This is a genomic window from Nostoc sp. (assembly GCF_036917555.1).
Classification (GTDB): domain Bacteria; phylum Cyanobacteriota; class Cyanobacteriia; order Cyanobacteriales; family Nostocaceae; genus Nostoc.
Map to the genome: position 1 here is coordinate 14,411 of NZ_JBALDD010000043.1, position 17,958 is coordinate 32,368.

19 protein-coding genes and 1 pseudogene are annotated in these 17,958 nt (G+C 42.7%); 11 read left to right on the forward strand and 9 right to left on the reverse strand.

Annotated elements, in window-relative coordinates:
• The first annotated feature begins 64 nt into the window (after positions 1 to 64).
• Positions 65 to 1,708, forward strand: a complete 1,644-nt coding sequence (locus V7K60_RS17060) for an acetolactate synthase large subunit (RefSeq protein WP_334927039.1) — start codon at positions 65 to 67, stop codon at positions 1,706 to 1,708.
• A 139-nt stretch (positions 1,709 to 1,847) separates the two neighbouring features.
• On the opposite strand, the gene V7K60_RS17065 is transcribed toward V7K60_RS17060, so the two are convergent.
• Together V7K60_RS17065 and V7K60_RS17070 are read right to left on the reverse strand one after the other, a co-directional pair.
• Positions 1,848 to 2,069, reverse strand: coding sequence for a hypothetical protein (locus V7K60_RS17065; protein WP_334927040.1), 222 nt, complete (start codon positions 2,067 to 2,069; stop codon positions 1,848 to 1,850).
• Positions 2,070 to 2,127: 58 nt separating this feature from the next.
• The gene (locus V7K60_RS17070) at positions 2,128 to 2,364 is read right to left on the reverse strand and encodes a hypothetical protein (RefSeq protein WP_334927041.1); all 237 of its coding nucleotides are present in this window, start codon (positions 2,362 to 2,364) and stop codon (positions 2,128 to 2,130) included.
• Positions 2,365 to 2,579: 215 nt separating this feature from the next.
• Here V7K60_RS17070 and V7K60_RS17075 point away from each other — a divergent pair, with 215 nt between their 5' ends.
• From V7K60_RS17075 to V7K60_RS17090, 4 genes are all read left to right on the forward strand, one after another.
• The gene (locus V7K60_RS17075) at positions 2,580 to 3,677 is read left to right on the forward strand and encodes an ATP-binding protein (protein ID WP_334927042.1); all 1,098 of its coding nucleotides are present in this window, start codon (positions 2,580 to 2,582) and stop codon (positions 3,675 to 3,677) included.
• A gap of 14 nt (positions 3,678 to 3,691) precedes the next feature.
• The gene (locus V7K60_RS17080) at positions 3,692 to 3,910 is read left to right on the forward strand and encodes a hypothetical protein (RefSeq protein WP_334927043.1); all 219 of its coding nucleotides are present in this window, start codon (positions 3,692 to 3,694) and stop codon (positions 3,908 to 3,910) included.
• Positions 3,907 to 4,284 (forward strand): type II toxin-antitoxin system VapC family toxin, encoded by a 378-nt coding sequence (locus tag V7K60_RS17085; RefSeq protein WP_334927044.1) that lies wholly within the window; start codon positions 3,907 to 3,909, stop codon positions 4,282 to 4,284. The genes V7K60_RS17080 and V7K60_RS17085 overlap by 4 nt, the downstream gene beginning before the upstream one ends.
• Before the next feature lie 136 nt (positions 4,285 to 4,420).
• Positions 4,421 to 7,081 (forward strand): nSTAND1 domain-containing NTPase, encoded by a 2,661-nt coding sequence (locus V7K60_RS17090; RefSeq protein ID WP_334927045.1) that lies wholly within the window; start codon positions 4,421 to 4,423, stop codon positions 7,079 to 7,081.
• Between the two features lie 32 nt (positions 7,082 to 7,113).
• On the opposite strand, the gene V7K60_RS17095 is transcribed toward V7K60_RS17090, so the two are convergent.
• Positions 7,114 to 7,428, reverse strand: coding sequence for a hypothetical protein (locus V7K60_RS17095; RefSeq protein WP_322691125.1), 315 nt, complete (start codon positions 7,426 to 7,428; stop codon positions 7,114 to 7,116).
• 365 nt (positions 7,429 to 7,793) lie between these two features.
• Here V7K60_RS17095 and V7K60_RS17100 point away from each other — a divergent pair, with 365 nt between their 5' ends.
• On the forward strand, positions 7,794 to 8,876 hold the full coding sequence (locus tag V7K60_RS17100; RefSeq protein WP_334927046.1) for a class I fructose-bisphosphate aldolase: 1,083 nt from the start codon (positions 7,794 to 7,796) through the stop codon (positions 8,874 to 8,876).
• A gap of 123 nt (positions 8,877 to 8,999) precedes the next feature.
• Here V7K60_RS17100 and V7K60_RS17105 read toward each other — a convergent pair whose 3' ends face one another.
• Both V7K60_RS17105 and V7K60_RS17110 read right to left on the reverse strand, forming a co-directional pair.
• The gene (locus V7K60_RS17105; RefSeq protein ID WP_334927047.1) at positions 9,000 to 10,460 is read right to left on the reverse strand and encodes an inorganic phosphate transporter; all 1,461 of its coding nucleotides are present in this window, start codon (positions 10,458 to 10,460) and stop codon (positions 9,000 to 9,002) included.
• A 378-nt stretch (positions 10,461 to 10,838) separates the two neighbouring features.
• Positions 10,839 to 11,507 carry a ribonuclease T2 family protein gene (locus V7K60_RS17110; RefSeq protein ID WP_334927048.1) on the reverse strand — a complete coding sequence of 223 codons (669 nt, stop codon included), beginning with the start codon at positions 11,505 to 11,507 and terminating at the stop codon, positions 10,839 to 10,841.
• A 343-nt stretch (positions 11,508 to 11,850) separates the two neighbouring features.
• Between V7K60_RS17110 and V7K60_RS17115 the strand changes: the two genes are divergently transcribed.
• From V7K60_RS17115 to V7K60_RS35300, 3 genes are all read left to right on the forward strand, one after another.
• On the forward strand, positions 11,851 to 13,017 hold the full coding sequence (locus V7K60_RS17115; RefSeq protein ID WP_334927049.1) for a pyridoxal phosphate-dependent aminotransferase: 1,167 nt from the start codon (positions 11,851 to 11,853) through the stop codon (positions 13,015 to 13,017).
• Between the two features lie 324 nt (positions 13,018 to 13,341).
• A complete protein-coding gene (locus tag V7K60_RS17120; protein WP_442944414.1) occupies positions 13,342 to 13,812 on the forward strand; it encodes a hypothetical protein in 471 nt (156 codons plus the stop codon).
• Positions 13,787 to 13,972 (forward strand): hypothetical protein, encoded by a 186-nt coding sequence (locus tag V7K60_RS35300; RefSeq protein WP_442944415.1) that lies wholly within the window; start codon positions 13,787 to 13,789, stop codon positions 13,970 to 13,972. Before V7K60_RS17120 ends, V7K60_RS35300 begins: the two co-directional genes overlap by 26 nt.
• Positions 13,973 to 14,046: 74 nt before the next feature.
• On the opposite strand, the gene V7K60_RS17125 is transcribed toward V7K60_RS35300, so the two are convergent.
• Both V7K60_RS17125 and V7K60_RS17130 read right to left on the reverse strand, forming a co-directional pair.
• Positions 14,047 to 15,231, reverse strand: a complete 1,185-nt coding sequence (locus tag V7K60_RS17125) for a tetratricopeptide repeat protein (RefSeq protein ID WP_334927050.1) — start codon at positions 15,229 to 15,231, stop codon at positions 14,047 to 14,049.
• A gap of 347 nt (positions 15,232 to 15,578) precedes the next feature.
• Positions 15,579 to 15,722, reverse strand: a complete 144-nt coding sequence (locus V7K60_RS17130; protein ID WP_334927051.1) for a hypothetical protein — start codon at positions 15,720 to 15,722, stop codon at positions 15,579 to 15,581.
• Positions 15,723 to 15,753: 31 nt separating this feature from the next.
• Here V7K60_RS17130 and V7K60_RS17135 point away from each other — a divergent pair.
• A pseudogene (locus V7K60_RS17135) lies at positions 15,754 to 15,903 on the forward strand (transposase); the annotation flags it as partial.
• A gap of 292 nt (positions 15,904 to 16,195) precedes the next feature.
• Positions 16,196 to 16,711: a hypothetical protein gene (locus tag V7K60_RS17140; protein ID WP_334927052.1), complete on the forward strand. Its 516-nt coding sequence runs from the start codon at positions 16,196 to 16,198 to the stop codon at positions 16,709 to 16,711.
• 277 nt (positions 16,712 to 16,988) lie between these two features.
• Here the strand turns inward: V7K60_RS17140 and V7K60_RS17145 are convergent, their stop codons facing one another.
• Positions 16,989 to 17,252 carry a hypothetical protein gene (locus V7K60_RS17145; RefSeq protein WP_334927053.1) on the reverse strand — a complete coding sequence of 88 codons (264 nt, stop codon included), beginning with the start codon at positions 17,250 to 17,252 and terminating at the stop codon, positions 16,989 to 16,991.
• 127 nt (positions 17,253 to 17,379) lie between these two features.
• Complete coding sequence (locus V7K60_RS17150; protein WP_334927054.1) at positions 17,380 to 17,934, reverse strand: IS630 family transposase; 555 nt, start codon at positions 17,932 to 17,934, stop codon at positions 17,380 to 17,382.
• Positions 17,935 to 17,958 lie beyond the last annotated feature (24 nt).

Consider the following 17,958-nt stretch of genomic DNA (forward strand, 5'->3'; position numbering starts at 1 on the left):
AATTTAATTACCAATGCCTAATGCCCCATTCCCAATATTTATTCGTCAATAGTTAGGAAATAAAATGAATACAGCAGAATTATTGGTGCAGTGCCTAGAAAATGAAGGAGTGCAATACATTTTTGGACTTCCTGGTGAAGAAAACCTTCACGTTTTGGAAGCGTTAAAACATTCTTCAATTAAATTTATTACGACTCGTCATGAACAGGGTGCAGCATTCATGGCCGATGTCTACGGACGCTTAACCGGAAAAGCCGGAGTGTGTCTTTCTACTCTTGGCCCTGGGGCAACCAACTTGATGACTGGGGTAGCAGATGCTAACCTCGATGGTGCGCCCTTAGTGGCGATTACCGGTCAAGTAGGAACAGATAGAATGCATATTGAATCCCATCAATATTTAGATTTGGTGGCAATGTTTGCACCTGTTACCAAGTGGAATAAGCAGATTGTGCGACCGAGTATTACACCCGAAGTAGTACGGAAAGCATTTAAGCGATCGCAATCTGAAAAACCTGGTGCAGTTCACATCGATTTACCAGAAAATATCGCTGCTATGCCCGTCGAAGGCAAACCTTTGCGTAAGGATAATAGCGAAAAAACTTATGCATCTTTTGCTAGCATTCGGGCAGCCGCCGCCGCAATTTGCCAAGCCGTTAACCCATTAATTTTAGTCGGAAATGGGGCAATTCGCGCTCATGCAAGTGATGCAGTCACGCAATTTGCCACCTTACTGAATATACCTGTTGCTAATACTTTCATGGGTAAAGGCGTGATTCCCTACACACATCAATTAGCTTTGTGGTCAGTGGGATTACAGCAAAGAGACTTCATTACCTGTGCCTTTGATAATACAGATTTAGTAATTGCGATCGGCTATGATTTGATTGAATTTTCCCCTAAGAAATGGAATCGTAATGGTGAAATTCCGATTGTGCATATTGGGGTAAGTCCGGCAGAGATTGATAGTAGTTATATTCCCAACGCCGAAGTTGTGGGAGATATTTCAGATTCCCTCTATGAAATCTTAAAATTAGCAGACCGCCAAGGTAAACCCGATCCCTTGGCTATTAGCTTAAGGTCAGAGATTCGGGCTGATTACGAACAGTATGCCCATGATGACGGATTTCCGATTAAGCCGCAAAAGTTAATTTATGACTTACGCCAAGTGATGGGCCCAGATGATATCGTCATCTCAGATGTTGGCGCACATAAAATGTGGATGGCTCGTCATTATCATTGCCATAGTCCCAATACTTGCATAATTTCCAACGGCTTCGCAGCTATGGGTATTGCCATTCCTGGCGCTTTAGCAGCAAAACTCGTTCATCCCAAGCGCAAAGTCGTTGCTGTCACAGGCGATGGCGGCTTTATGATGAATTCTCAGGAATTAGAAACAGCCTTGCGTGTCGGTACGCCCTTTGTCACGATAATTTTCAATGATGGTGGCTATGGGTTAATTGAGTGGAAGCAGGAAAATCAATTTGGCAAAGGAAACTCATCTTTTGTGCATTTTAGCAATCCTGATTTTGTCAAATTCGCTGAAAGCATGGGTTTAAAAGGCTACCGAGTTGAATCAGCTTTAGATTTGATTCCCACTTTGAAAGAAGCCCTCGCTCAAGATGTACCCGCCGTGATAGATTGTCCCGTGGACTACCGGGAGAATCACCGCTTCAGCCAAAAAGCCGGCGAGTTGACTTGTGCGTTGTAAAAAGAAGAGACGCGATTAATCGTGTCTGTACAAGAGTTAGGAGTTATTTATTCCTAACTCCTTATTAATTTCTACTCCTTTAGTCTTTTGGTAGGGTACGTTACGTCGAAGGCTAATGCACCGCTTTACTTCACTTCATTTATAGATATATTTCTCCTCTTTCTTTGCGTCCTCTGCGTCTTTTGCGGTTCGTAAAAAAAACCACGAGTATCAAAGACTCATTCACGAGCATCAAAGACTCGTCGGCGAGTATCAAAGACTCGTCGGCGAGTATCAAAGACTCATCCACGAGTATCAAAGACTCATCCACGAGTATCAAAGACTCATCCACGAGTATCAAAGACTCGTCGGCGAGTATCAAAGACTCGTTTACAATAAATTAGAAGTTATTGATTCTAACTCATCACTGATTTTTACTCTTATTTAATCGTTTTCTGGTTGGAATTTGTGCTTTCTTGCTTTTGGGCAATATCTTCTACTGTTTTGCATTGTCTTTTGTCAATATCTGACTTAATGATGAGTCCCTTAGTATTGAGCGCTATTTCAACTTGGTATTGACCATTCACCATATTAATCGCAGCGTAAGTTACTGTACCAAACATCATCACCCCGCAAAGTAATAAACTAATTTGCAAAACTCCCAGTACTCGTTTCATTTTTAAAGCCCTAATCTCTTATATTCATCATTAAAGTTTGGTGCGGTGTGAGAACTGAGTTAAGAAGTAGCTACTGATTAGACGAGTTTTAGTTGATTATTCAGTTAACTTCAGGATGACTATAATTTCTAGGGTGCAAGACGTTATCGCTCAACAGCAAGGCTATTTAGCTAGTATAAAAACCTGATATACTCACAGCAGTTTCTCAATGAGGAATGATGGCGCGATCGCTCCGAGTAGCCCCAGAGTATATTGAAAAAGTTAAGTCAGCACCTCAGCGTAACGGCTATCCCAGCCAGCAGTCTTTGGCTACTGATATAGGATTTTCTCTCTCCACAATCAAAAGCTTTCTCACTGGTAAACCTGTTGACTATCTAAATTTTGTAGAACTTAGCAAAAAACTGGGGTTAGAGTGGCGAGACATTGCATACAAAGAACCAGAAACTCAACCAAATAAACCCCAGCCAACTAACGGGGAAGCATCACCCTTCATCACTGGCGCATCCATCACCCAGCCGCGTTATTTTTTTGGACGAGAGAAAGAATTAAAACGCCTCTTCAACTTACTCAAACGCCATCCCCTACAAAACGCCGCCATTATCGGTAAAAAGCGTAGCGGTAAAACATCCTTGTTGCACTACTTAAAAAATATCACCACCACCCCAGCAGAACAACTGCGTCCTGCTCAAAAATCTGACTGGCTACCGCATCCAGAAAATTACTGTTGGATTTTTGTAGACTTACAAGACGCACGAATGCAAAGCCGAGAAGGACTACTAAAGTACATCCTAGAATCACTGAAGATGCAAGTGCCTACACCTTGCGATTTAGATCGTTTCATGAATGTAGTCAGCGATAATTTGCATTCTCCCACAGTCATTTTATTGGATGAGATTGGCGTTGGCTTGCAACGCTGTCCAGAATTAGATGATGGCTTTTGGGAGAGTTTGCGGTCTTTGATGACTAACCACACAAGCGGGAATCTAGCGTTTGTCTTAGCTACCCCCAAATCACCAATTGAACTAGCGCACAATACAGGACACAGTTCACCCTTTTTCAATATTTTCGGCTACACCGCATATCTGGGAGCATTGACTGAGAAAGATGCGCGAGAATTGATAGCAAGTTCGCCCATTCCCTTCACTGATGAAGATGTAGAGTGGATTTTGACACAAAGTTACTGCTGGCCACTGTTATTACAAATTCTGTGTACAGAAAGATTATCTAATTTAGAAGAAGGAGAGACTGCTGATAATTGGCGTGAGGAAGGTTTACGACAAATGAAATCATTTGCTCATTTATTAGATTCATAACTAGCAGAGTAATCATGAAAGCACACCGAATTGAAACAAAGTTAACTAAAAACGGAACCTTGATTCTTGAGGATTTACCGTTTCAGGCAGGGGAAGCAGTAGAAATCATTGTTTTAGAACGTTTTCCCCAACCTTCAGAATCTAATCCTTATCCTTTACGGGGAACAGTTATTCACTATGAAGATCCCTTTGAGCCTGCTGTACCTATAGAGGATTGGGAAGTCTTGCAATGATAATTTTAGATACCCATATTTGGATTTGGTGGGTAGATAATAGTGAACGACTAAACCAGGAATATCGAGATTGGATTGCAGAATATCAATCTCAAGGGCTAGGAGTCAGCATTATTTCTTGTTGGGAAATTGCCAAACTGGTTGAGAATCGCAAACTTGCTTTTTCAATTTCAGTTGACGAGTGGATAACAGCAGCTTTAGCTTATCCAGGAGTGCAGCTACTCGAACTGACAATTCCAATTATCGTTGAATCAACCAAACTCACTGGTTTTCACCGAGATCGATCTGACCAAATCATTGTAGCCACTGCCAGAATTAACGATTGCCCGTTACTAACTGTTGACGCCAAAATTCTGGCATATCCTGGGGTGTAAACTCTCAAAAAGTGAAAGAAAAGTTGGCGTTGCTGAATTAACCTATGGATTGTTCTTTACGTCTTTGCGCTTTTACGTGAAGCTCTTTAATATCCTGATTTAGCAAAGCTGAGTATCAAATAGGAGTGCAAAAACGTTGACTTCACCACAACTACCCCCCAACGCCTACACCGATGCACCTCAACAGCACCCCAACATAATACTTGGTAGCCTGCAATTACTTTTCTGGCTTGTCTTTCGTCCTTCAGCATGGCGTAACCAGCTCAAGCGTATTGACACAACATTAGACACAGGTAAGTTTCTAATTTCCTTTATCCGACTGATAATTCAGGGATATCTTATCTTACCTATCTTAGCTAACTTACTCTTGTGCTTGGCGCTGTGGATATGGGGTGAACCAATCGCAAGTATAGCTTTTCACCTGGCATTCGGCGTAGCAGTCGGTGTAGCAGTCGGTGTGGCGGTACGCATGGCGGTACGCATGGCGGTACGCATGGCGGGAGGCGTGGCGGGAGACTTGGTGGTACGCGTGGCGGGAGACTTGGTGGTACGCGTGGCGGTTGGCTTGGCGGTTGGTTTGATCGGAGGCGTTGTGTTTGGTGTGGAGTTCGGCTGGGTGCTTGGCGTGGCGGGAAGCGTGATTGTACCTGTGAAAAGAGACGTGGCGGGAGGTGTGGCGGTACACCAAGCGGTTGGCGTTGCGGTTGGCGTGGTGGTCGGCATGGTAAACTTCGGGGCTGGCGTGGCGGTTGGCGTGGTGGTCGGTTTGGCGGTGGGAAGCGTGGCAGTACGCGTGGCGGTTGGCTTGGCGGTACGCGTGGTGGTCGGCTTGGTAGTTGGCTTGGTAGTCGGCTTGGCAGTCTGTTTGGCAATGGGAGGCTTGGCGGTCGGTTTGGCGGTGGGAGGCTTGACAGTCCGCTTAGACACAGGAAGCGTGGAGGTAGTCGGCTTGGCGGTCGGCTTGGCGATTGGGGTAGCGGTCGGCTTGGCAGTGGTCCGCTTGGCGGTTGGGATAGTGGTCGGCTTGGCGGCGGTCGGCTTGGCGGTTGCGGTCGCGGTCGGCTTAGGAGTACACGAGGCGGTTGGCTTTGCGGTCAGCGTAGGAATTACTATTAACTCATGGCGACCTATTGTATTCTTGCCATTTATCACAGCATGGAATTATCTACTCTATGTATTAGACAAAAGACGTAACGCCAGAAGCCCTTGTTTATTGCGTTATCACTCGGCTTTCTGGGACGAGTGGCAGCGTTTACATTTACCTGGTTTAGATGAATATCTGCTTTTCGTCCTCGAAAATAACCCAGTTGAAGGCAAAGCCGCTTTAGAATATTTAAATATCAGTCCCCAGCGTTGGGCTATTCAATCTGCACAAATTAAATTAGATATACAAAGATTAAAACGTTGTACTACTGTCGAAGCCATCCGCCAAGTTCATCGCAGTCTGACATCTGATCAACTAGAAAGCCCTGTTAGAGACCTGATAAATATTTTCCTTAAAATCAGTAAGAATGTTGATGCTGCCCTCAAGCAGACAAGCATTTACAATCAACGCAAAATACTTAGTGATGTCGCAAAGCGTTTAAAGCCAGAGTTGCAAGAAATCACCCGTAGTAGCAACAAATATGCCCCTCTTTTTTATCCTATAGCTGAAAGTTGGTTTCAAATAATTACGAATCATATAGAAGAACTGGTTAAAATCACAGAACTCCGCCAAGAAATTGATAATCCCTACATTATTGGCGTACCACTCAACGAGCAACTAGAAATTTTCACCGGACGCACCAGCATCGGCTTACGTATCGAGCAATTACTGCGTGATCGCCGTCGTCCACCTCTGCTACTATACGGTCAGCGACGCATGGGTAAAACTTCTCTCCTCAATAACATCGGAAAGTTACTACCTAGTAACATCATCCCCATGTTTGTAGACTTGCAAGGCGCACCTTCATCAGCAAGTGACCATGCAGGTTTTCTCTACAACCTGGCTAAAGATATGGAGAAGTCAGCAAAAAAGCAAGGTTTAACTCTACCGTCCCTAGCCCGCGAAGTGCTAAAATCTGACCCTTTCACTTATTTCTATGAATGGCTAGATAAAGTAGAACAGGCTCTAGAACAAAATACTGCTTTACTAGCACTAGACGAATTCGAGGTGCTAGACAACGCCATATCTAAAGGTCGCTTTGATGAACAGGATGTTTTGGGAATGCTGCGTAACCTCATCCAACATCGTCCCCGCTTCAAGGTGTTACTGGCTGGCTCTCATACTATCGAAGAATATCAGCGCTGGGCTAGTTATCTGATTAATGTTCAAGTAGTGCGTATCTCGTACCTCAAAGAAGCGGAAGCACGACAATTAATTGAACGTCCCGTCAAAGATTTTACCCTCCGCTATGAACCCAACGCTGTTGAGCGAGTGCTACAAGTCACCCGTTGTCACCCATTCTTAGTACAACTACTCTGTGCAGAAATTATTGTCCTTAAGAACGAACAAGACCCGTCTATCCGGCGATTGGCAACTTTAGCGGATGTGGAAGCCGCGATATCAGAAGCTTTGCAAAGTGGTGGCTTTTTCTTTGCTGATATTCAAAACAATCAAGTAGACGCTACTGGACAAGCTATTCTACGTTTTATCGCCGCTCAAGGGGAAGGGGCTATAGTTAGCCGCCAAACTTTATTGCAACAGTTTCCTGATGCTGATATTACACTCAAATTGCTGTTGCAACGTGAGTTAATTGAAGAAGTTGACGACGGCTATGGCTTCCAGGTGGAGTTGATTCGCCGCTGGTTTATTTGAATCATGTCTGATAAGTTAACTGATGACAAATACTATTTGTGCTGACGTAATTGCTCTACTATATAGTCTTCTAGTTCTTGTTTTTCTCTGTTACTAGCATTTCGTTGATAAGTTCTTCCAGTTTCTTGAATAAACCTACGTTTCTCGCTGGGAGAAGATTTTAGTTTACCTCCAGTTCCTTGCAGCTTTTGCTGTAATTCTTCCCAAGTCTTTTCACCCACACTTTCACCTAGTTTGACCAGTGCCTTTGGGAGTAACATTTTTGCTTCTCGTTGAAAATCTTCTTCTGTCTCAAGAGAAGCTAAATCTATATTGCTGAAGTCGATATCTATTTGAAACTTACTCATAAAATTGTATTTATTCTGTTCAAAATTATTACCCCAATCGGGGGAAGATGGGTTTTCAATTTTCAGCTATGAACCCAATATAGTATGATTGTACTGTTTGAAGTTGATAATTGATTTGAAAACATCAATTCCGAAAGTTGATTGAATACTTCCGGTAGTATAGCCCTACTTAATCATTCACAACAAGATTCCCGACTTCTTAAAAGTATGTAGGGAATCTAAGCCTTTTGATTTTCACTTATACAATAAGATTGCTATATCTTCAGAAAGAAGACATATCAATAATCTCCGTACAACCAAGTTAGCAATATTAGAAATGCTATCTTAAAGGCAAGGTCATTTGCTCAAACTTTGAGGATAATATTATGACTACAACGCTCAAAGAGGCTAATTCTATTGAGTCATTCCTAGGTAAAGAGGCAGAAGACCTACTTACCCACAAAGCAAAAGTTTCTCGTGATTTAATACATTTGCCGGGCCCAGACTTTGTAGATCGAATCTGGCTTAACAGCGATCGCAATCCTCAAGTATTGCGTAATCTCCAGTTACTTTATTCTACTGGTCGTCTGGCAAACACAGGCTATCTCTCGATTTTACCAGTAGACCAAGGGATTGAACACTCAGCTGGTGCGTCTTTTGCGCCCAACCCGATTTACTTCGATCCAGAAAATATTATCAAGCTAGCGATCGCCGCAGATTGCAATGCTGTTGCTACCACTTTGGGGACATTAGGTATAGTTTCGCGCAAATATGCCCACAAAATTCCCTTTATTGCTAAAATTAATCACAACGAATTGCTGACTTTTCCCAACCAATTTGACCAGGTATTGTTTGCTGATGTCGAACAAGCTTGGAATTTAGGGGCCGCTGCCGTAGGTGCGACAATTTACTTTGGCTCAGAGCAGTCTACCAGGCAAATTCAAGAAATCAGCAAAGCTTTTAAACGCGCCCATGAACTCGGTTTAGTGACTATACTCTGGTGTTATCTGCGGAATAACGCTTTTAAACAAGACAAAGATTACCACCTTGCGGCTGACCTCACCGGACAGGCGAATCATTTGGGTGTGACGATTGAAGCCGACATCATTAAACAAAAGTTACCCGAAAATAACAATGGTTACGGTGCTGTTGCCAAAGCCAGTGGTAAGAGTTACGGCAAAACCGATGAGCGGGTTTACACAGAGTTGACAACCGATCACCCAATTGATTTAACTCGTTACCAAGTACTGAATTGCTACTCTGGGCGTGTGGGGTTGATTAATTCTGGTGGCGCGACTGGTAAAAGTGATTTCGCCGAAGCAATACGCACCGCCGTAATCAACAAACGCGCTGGTGGTTCTGGATTAATTTCTGGGCGAAAAACCTTCCAACGTCCCTTTGAGGAAGGTGTAAAACTGTTTCATACCATTCAGGATGTTTACTTGTCGCCAGATGTGACGATAGCTTAGTGAGTAGGGAGATGAGGGAGCAGGGGAAGTAGGGGACAAGGGGGAATTATTACAAGTCTCTCTCTTGTCTCCCCCTCTTCGTTGTCTTCCTTGTCTCTTCCTAATGCCCAATCCCCCCTTGTCCTACTTCAAACCGAGAATATTTAAGACTATGTACAAACCCCCTGCGTATGTAGCAGAACCAAGCAGTACGCAAACTGGCAGTGTTAGCACCCAGGCTAGCAACAGATTTCTTAAGGTGTCCATTTGCAAACCCGAATGGTTCGCCGCCATTGTACCCGCTACACCAGATGACAGCACGTGAGTGGTGCTGACTGGTAGACCGAAGTAATCTGCAGCACCAATGGTTGTCATAGCTACTAACTCGGCGGAAGCTCCTTGAGCGTAGGTAAGGTGGTCTTTGCCAATCTTTTCACCTACTGTCACTACGATGCGCTTCCAACCAATCATTGTGCCAAGACCCAGTGCAATGGCAACAGCAAATTTAACCCAATTGGGAATGAATTTAGTTACTTTATCCAACTGCGTTTTATAACTGGTAAGCACCTCTTCTTGTTTGGCATTGGTTAATTTTTTTTGTTTGTCCAACTTTACAATTGTTCCAGCTACTAGATACATATCGGTTCGTAATGAGCCAAGCTCATCCTTTGAAAGCTGCTTGAAACTAGTCTTACCAGCAAGCTTATCTCCGATCGTACGGCTCTCTACAGCAAGGGCTGGTAATGTTTTTTCGGTGGCTTCGTTACTTGGCTTGAGGAAGTCGGAAAGCTCATCTGTGACGTTTTGGTTGTTTAAGAATGTTCCAGGTACTGGTTGTTGCAGCACTGAAATCACAGAGTTGGACGTAGCGGCCAACTGAGCAATCGCTCCTGCATTGGTATCTATATTCAGTGCAAACATCCCCGGAAGAATGCCCACTAAGATGAGCATAATCAGACCCATACCTTTTTGACCATCATTTGAACCGTGGGCAAAGCTGACACCAGTACATGTCAAGATTAACAAAGCACGTATCCAAGGTGGTGGTGCTTTACCATGATCTGGCGCACGGTACAACTCTGGTCTTTTGATCAGTATCTTCGCTAGGATTAACAGCAGTGCAGCGCAGGTAAATCCAACAATTGGCGAAACCAGTAGCGATGTGAAAACTTCCTGCGCCTTTGACCAATTCACACCCTCGCCAAAGACATGACCTGAAGATAACATTGAATTTGCTAAACCAACACCCATGATCGAGCCAATCAATGTGTGTGAACTGGATGCAGGTAAGCCCAAGTACCAGGTTCCCAAGTTCCACATGATCGCCGAAATCAAAAGTGCAAAGACCATTGCGAAGCCTGCACTTGAGCCAACATTGAGTACCAATTCAACGGGAAGCAGGGCAATAATACCAAAAGCAACGGCTCCAGTTGATGTCAGCACACCAATTAGGTTCCAACAGCCTGACCAAATAACGGCAATATTTGGCTTCAAGGTGTTAGTGTAAATGACTGTGGCAACTGCATTTGCAGTATCATGAAAACCGTTGACAAACTCGAAGCCGAGTGCTAGACTCAGCGCCAATGCTAGAAATAAGTATTCCATTTAGCACTCCTAGTAAGAGACAAGAATGCAGCCTGACAAAAATAATTTGTATTGCAAAAAACTATTAAAACTGGGAAAAAACCTGAAGTTATTGCAATTCAGCGAGCTACACAAAAAGTTATGGTTATAAATACAACCTTTTCCTGAACATACTCTCTGATTACATTTGCTATCTCGAAATTAAAAATGGTTCTAATTACAATTGAAGATTACAATAGATAGGTTAAGAAATAAATAAGAAACAGTAAATAATAAATTAAGAAATTTCAAATCATATTTGCAAAGAATGGGGGAGCAAGGGGAAAATTACAGCAAGTTTTTCCCCTCTGCCTTTTTCCATGCCCAATGCATACCTTATTTGGTAGCACTCGCTTGTTGTTATCTAACGTTTCTCAGTAGAAAATCTGGCTGACCACAACTTTTTTGCGATCGCTTCAAAATCTCGGCACTACAAATACCAGGTTCGCCGTTTTTGGAATAACAAAAGAAGACTTCTTGCAAAAATCTTCCTGAACCTGAACAAAAAGGTGCTACACCATCAGCAGTAATTTGATTATTCGCACTCACAAATGAATTTTTAAAATTTGTAATTGTGATACGCACGGGTTTATTGGGACGATTATAAGCTGCGGGAATAGCGATCGCATCTTTTAACTTTTTACTCAATGCCAAGTATTCTGCAGGAGTTTTCCCCGAACAAGTACCATGTTTTTCCCATTCATGATCGGGAAGTTTCGCGCTAGGAAACAAATTAGGAAACCGTCGTTTTACTTCCGACGGTAATTTTTGTGTGGAACAATTAGCAGGATAACCAGTTTGGTATTGCGGCCACAAACCATGTAGTACAAAATCAAGTTTCCTTCCAGAACCGCACTGCTGTGGGTCACTGGTACCATTTTTTGCACAATAATCTGGCGACCAAGAGAGTGTCAGTACATAAAAATCAAATTTACCCGGAGTACCGCGATTTTGAGCAATGGCAGCATTAGGTATAAAAATACCAGTAATCAGCAGAGAAGATGCAATTAAAAGTTTCTTAATCTGCATAAAAACAGTTGGTTTCCACTAAAAATAAAGTTATATACGATACATTCTTAAGAGTCAATATCAAACCGCTTCGCAAAGTCATTAGTCATTAGTTACTCTCCCCTGCTCCCTAGACCTCTTACATAAATCAAAAATAAAGAACTGCACCCCGCATTTGCTGACGTAAACGCTCCCCTCCCCAAAGCATCGGGGAGGGGTGTTAGGGACTTTTGCAAGAGGTCTTCTCATCTCCTCATTCCCCAGTTCCCGATCCCCAATCCCCAACGAATTCAAAAAAAGCAAATCTTGGTAGGGATTCTGGGATATCCTTAGATAAGTGAAAGATTTGCCAAAAATAGTAAGAATGAAGCTGGCAGCAAGAGTAAGTCAGGTAACACCTTCATTAACCTTAGCGATCGCAGCCAAGGCTAAGGCACTGAAGGTGGAAGGAATAGATGTTTGTAGTTTTAGCGCTGGAGAACCAGATTTTGATACCCCGGCGCATATTAAAGCCGCAGCAGTAAAAGCTTTGGAAGAAGGCAAAACCAAGTATGGTGCAGCAGCCGGAGAACCAAAGTTAAGGGAAGCGATCGCCCACAAGCTTAAAATTGACAACAGTCTTGATTACAAGTCAGAGAATGTGATTGTCACCAATGGCGGAAAGCATTCTCTGTACAACTTAATCGTGGCATTGATCGATGCAGGTGATGAGGTAATTATCCCTGCACCCTACTGGCTAAGTTATCCCGAAATGGTAACTTTGGTCGGTGGGGTTCCAGTAATTGTCCCTACAGATGCAACGACGGGTTATAAAATTACTCCCGAACAACTCCGTAAAGCAATCACGCCGAAGACGAAGTTATTTATCCTCAACTCCCCATCTAATCCCACAGGGATGGTTTACACGCCAGATGAAATCAAAGCACTGGCGCAGGTAGTAGTTGATGCAGATATCTTTGTTGTCTCTGATGAGATTTACGAAAAAATTCTCTACGACGGTGCAGAACATATCAGCATCGGTTCTCTAGGGAAGGAAATTTTTGACCGCACTTTGATTAGTAATGGGTTTGCGAAGGCTTATTCCATGACTGGGTGGCGTATCGGTTATTTAGCGGGGCCCGTGGAAATCATTAAAGCAGCGAGTACCATTCAAGGGCATAGTACATCTAACGTGTGTACCTTTGCCCAATATGGTGCGATCGCGGCCCTACAAAGTTCTCAAGATTGTGTCGAAGAAATGCGCCAAGCTTTCGCCAAACGCCGACAGGTAATGTTAGACAGACTCAACGCCATTCCCGGATTGAGTACCGCAAAACCTGATGGCGCTTTTTATCTGTTCCCTGATATCAGCAAAACCGGTCTAAAATCCCTAGAATTTTGTGACGCTTTGCTGGAAAAATATCAAGTTGCAGTCATTCCCGGAATTGCTTTTGGCGCTGATGACAACATTCGCCTTTCCTACGCCACAGATATGGCGACGATTGAAAAGGGAATGGATAGATTAGAGAAATTTGTCAAGTCGCGTATTTAGTTGGTTGTCAGTTGTCAGTTGTCATTTGTACTGAGCGACTTGTGCCGAGCGAAGCCGAGGTAAGCCGAAGTATTTGTCATTTGTGAGGAGAATTTCCCAACTCTCCAACTTCTTAACTCCACCTTTTCGACTCAGAACGGGTGGATTTCATTTTTAAACCTGAAGTTCCGAGTTCCAAGCTTGAAGTTCCGAGTTCAGAGCTTGAAGTTCCAAGTTCAGAGCTTGAAGTTCCGAGTTCTAAAATATCAATTAATTCCAGCACTATCAAGCTGAATTTTGCATCAAAGTATATGGTTGAATCAAAATTTGTACCGGAATCTTATCATGACTGAACGTCAGCGTTCCCCGATACTTAAACCAAATGAATTCTATACATTCGGCAGCTATTTCCAAATGAAATTTGCTCCCGCCGATATTTTGCGGGAATTAGGAGTAACCTTAACTAAAACAAGAATCAATTTACCTATCGCTGCTTCCGAATTACTGACTCGCTTACCAGACTTAAAACAACGGCTAGAAGAAGCGATCGCTCGTGTTAATCTAACTAGTAAAGCGGCTAGACGAGAGGTACTAATCGCACCCATTTTATTAGAAGTAGCCCATATCACAAAAGCAATAGTTAATATTGAGTACCCTATCGAAGTTAACCAGTACCTCAGAGGTGACTTAGACTACTATCTTCAGTCAAAACACAATGTCTTAGTGGTTGAAGCAAAACAGGCAGATTTAACACGGGGGATTTACCCAGTTAGCGACGGAGTTGATTGCCTTGGATACGTGGGTAGAATCAGATGAGCCAATCTTGTATGGTGCTGTGACTACTGGGGATATTTGGCAGTTTGGTAGTTTTGATCGCCAAGCACAAAAAGTGAGTCAAGATTTAATGTTGTATCGGGTGCCAACTGATTTGGAAATCTTGATGCAGATTTTAGTAGGAATTTTGATGCAAGGCTAAATGGATAAAGTCGAGCTAAGCAGGTGTCAGAAAATCATCAAAATCATCCCGCATAGATGCAACGCCTCAAGTATCTACTTCTGAACTTGGTTGATGATTTCCAACACTTTTTGGTAGTCCTCTATTTTTCCTTGTTGTTTAAAGATATCAGCGGCTTGCTGCAAGTCAGTAATTGCCCCCTTGTGATCTCCCAATTTAGCGCGGGTAATACATCGGTTGTAGTAAGCTTCAGCTAAGTTGGGATTAATTCGCAAAGCTTGGTTGTAATCTTCGATTGCCGCCTTTTGATCTCCCAAATCAGCGCGGACACCACCCCGGTTGTTGTAAGCTTGTGCATAGTTGGGATTAATCTGCAAAGCTTGGTTGTAATCTTCGATTGCCGCCTTTTGATCTCCCAATTTAGCGCGGACAACACCCCGGTTATAGTAAGCTTGGGCATCGTTGGGATTAATCCGCAAAACTTGGTTGAAATCTTCGATTGCCCCCTTGTTATCTCCCAATTGGGCGCGGGCAATAGCCCGATTACCGTAAGCTTCGGCATAGTTGAGATTAATCCGCAAAGCTTGGTTGTAATCTTCGATTGCCCCCTTATTATCTCCCAATTGGGCGCGGACAATACCCCGGTGGCTGTAAGCTTTGGCATCGTTGGGATTAATCCGCAAAACTTGGTTGTAATCTTCGATTGCCCCCTTTTTATCTCCCAAATCAGCGCGGACAATACCCCGATTACCGTAAGCTTCGGCAAAGTTGGGATTAATCCGCAAAACTTGGTTGAAATCTTCGATTGCCCCCTTTTTATCTCCCAAATTAGCGTGGGTAATACCTCGACTACCGTAAGCTTCGGCATCGTTGGGATTAATCCGCAAAGCTTGGTTGTAATCTTCGATTGCCCCCTTTTTATCTCCCAAATCATCGTGGACAATACCCCGATTAGCGTAAGCTTCGGCATAGTTAGGATTAATCCGCAAAGCTTGGTTGTAATCTTCGATTGCCCCCTTTTTATCTCCCAAATCATCGCGGACAATACCCCGGTGGCTGTAAGCTTTGGCAAAGTTAGGATTGAGGCGAATTGCTTCAGTATAAGCTGCAACTGCTCCTTGCAAATCTCCTTTCTTTTGCTTATCCAAACCCTGATTAAAGAAGTCTTCAGCCGTGAGTGTTGTAACTTTGGGAGCATCGGTTAGACGAATTCCCAAGAAATTTATGTCGCTAGCATAACTAGGCTGATTGATGGTCGCAGTAGTAGTAAATGTAGTCAAGGTTGCTATGGCAAAGGCTTTTGCAACCCCTATCGACAATTGAGGAAACAAGAATTGCCTTATAAATAACATAAAGAATAAATGTTATTGTCGAGTGGTTATACAAAATAATACAGGCTTACGAAGAAACTTTATGGCAATTTGTCTCTAAGCACCACAATATGTAAGATTATGCATTACGCTACTGGACATTTTTTTAATTGCAAGTCTTTTAACCTGATGTTCAGGGTTCTCAGCTTTATGTTTTCTGTTCCAAGCTTAAAGTTCTGAGTTTTAAGCTCGAAGTTCCAACTTCCAAGCTCAAAGTTCCGAGTTCTAAGCTCGAAGTTCCAAGTTCTAATACCAATTCAAAAAATGTTTGCGACAGATAGGGCATTCAAAATATAGTCATAGCCAGTCAGGGAAGCGATAATTTCTGGGGTAAGTTGAGCTAACAATTGGGCCACCTGAGATCGCAAATTATCTAAATTCTCAAACAGTTCCCATTTCAAATCTTTTTTGATATATTCTCAAACACTTGTTTTGCTACCTAAACGCTGGGTGGTGTAGCGAACTTTCGGATTGCTGACTTGGTGTCGGCGGTTAAACAAAGACTACGAGCTACTCCCTGAAACTGCCGAAACGTTTATTTACATTGCGATGATCCGAATTATGGTGAGACGATTGGCATAAAATTCTACCTCTGATAACTTTTCAAACATCCTCTAACAGCTAAACAATTGTCGATATCTGAGATGAATCCCGAATCGCCTAACTGGTAGGGACGAAAGATGGTAAAAGGAATTAGGCGTGTAGGGACGGCAGCACATCGACGCAAACACATACAGCAGTTTTACATTCATGCGAACGAAAGACTTAGAAAACAAGCCGAAAACGACGCAAAACCGAGCGAAAGCGATTAGCTTATACCATTTAGTATTATGATGTTTTTTTGGTATTTATATATATAAGTGGAAATTTTGAAATGAAAACTCGTAATGCTTTTGTCACATTTACGATTTGTGTACTTTCGGGACTCACAACTACTTTCTTTGTGAATGTGCATAAAGTAGAAGCTCGACCTACAACGGATTGTAGCAAAAATGTGACAGGCACGTACCTCGCTACAAACTCTTCTAGTGAGTTCGGTTCTTTTCGTACAATTATAACTTTCACCCAAGATGGCAACTATTTTGCCAGTAGCTCGATCCAAAGCGGTGTTCCGTCACTCCAACCCCTTAGTAACGTACAGGGCAGTTGGAAATGTATTGGAGACAGAGAGATTACTGTTACGGCATTCAATTTCAGATTTCAAACAGCGACATTACCTGCGGGCATTTCCAGAAGCGATCTTCGTGCAATTTTTGACCCGAAAACTGGGACAGTCGAGGTAGAAGGGAAACTTCGTACCTTTGATATAAATGCAAATCCGCTCGTAGATGATGTCCCGGTAATAGGAACTTTTACTTTTACAGGACAGCGTGTAAAAGCTGGAATTTAATAGTTTCCAGTGCGATCACTTTCGCGCACTACAATAACTTTTACACAATTGTACAAAACTGCAAAAATACAAATTTCTTTAATTTGCTTCTACCAGAGGGATTTTTTGGATCTCATATCCCTCTTCTGTCACTTTCCGGTAGGGCGATCGCTAGAAGCCTTATCAGGCAATCAATACAAGCTATCCTATTAGAAAAAAATGGGCGTTGTATTTGTGATTAGAAAATAATCGTGCGTAGGCGTAGCCCGTCGTAGACATCGCTTGCTATACAAAAGCTCTAGAATTGAGAAATGGCAAATGTTTTCGGAGAGTGACAGAAGATGAATAATTCGCCATTGTGCTTTTCATAGTAGTAGGCGTTCTCGCTAGCGACTAAGGGCATGGCTTTGATAACTTTGTTGTACGGTGTCATGTGGGTTCGGAGCGATTCCAGTGTGGAATATTTTTCCCGCATAAACTTGTCAAAGGCGATCACTATAGCCTTAATCTCATCCTCATGTCGGCATTCTATCTCTGCCTTGGTGTTAACGCTTGTCCGCATATCCGCAATGGCGTTTATACTAAAGTGTTAACAGGAATTGGAGACTCAAAATTGGGCGTTGCTGAATTGCAGTATGAACTCAGATGTAGAAACGTTGCAATGCAACGTCTCTACAGGGATTTTGATATCATGCACAATCATTTTCATACATGAAATCAGCAACGCCCAAAATATAGTCATAGCCAGTAAGGGAAGCAACAATTTCTGGGGTAAGTTGAACTAACAGTTGGGCAACCTTAGCTCGCAAATTGTCTAAGTTCTCAAATAGCTCCCATTTCAAATCTTGTTTAAGATATTGCCAAACTCGTTCAATTGGATTAAGTTCAGGGGAATAAGGGGGTTGGAACAATAAGATGATATTTTCTGGAATTTGTAACTTTTTGGCTTTATGAAATAAACCGTTGTCTACTTGAAGAATATTGAGGGTGTCGCGATGACAGGCTGCGAACTCGTTTAAGAATTGCTGATAACATTCACTATCGACGTGGGAAAACTGCCAAAAGAAACTATCACCTGTAAGTGGCTCTACTGCACCGTATAACCAAAATGCTTTAAACTGCCACTCTAACTCACCAATTGGCTTAACACCTTTTAATGTAATTCTTCGTCCTTCGATTGTTTTAAATCCAAATCGACTTTCGTCTTGCACGAAGTAACGAAGATTTTTGTAATTTGGTAACATGATGGCAGCATATTGAGTAATCAG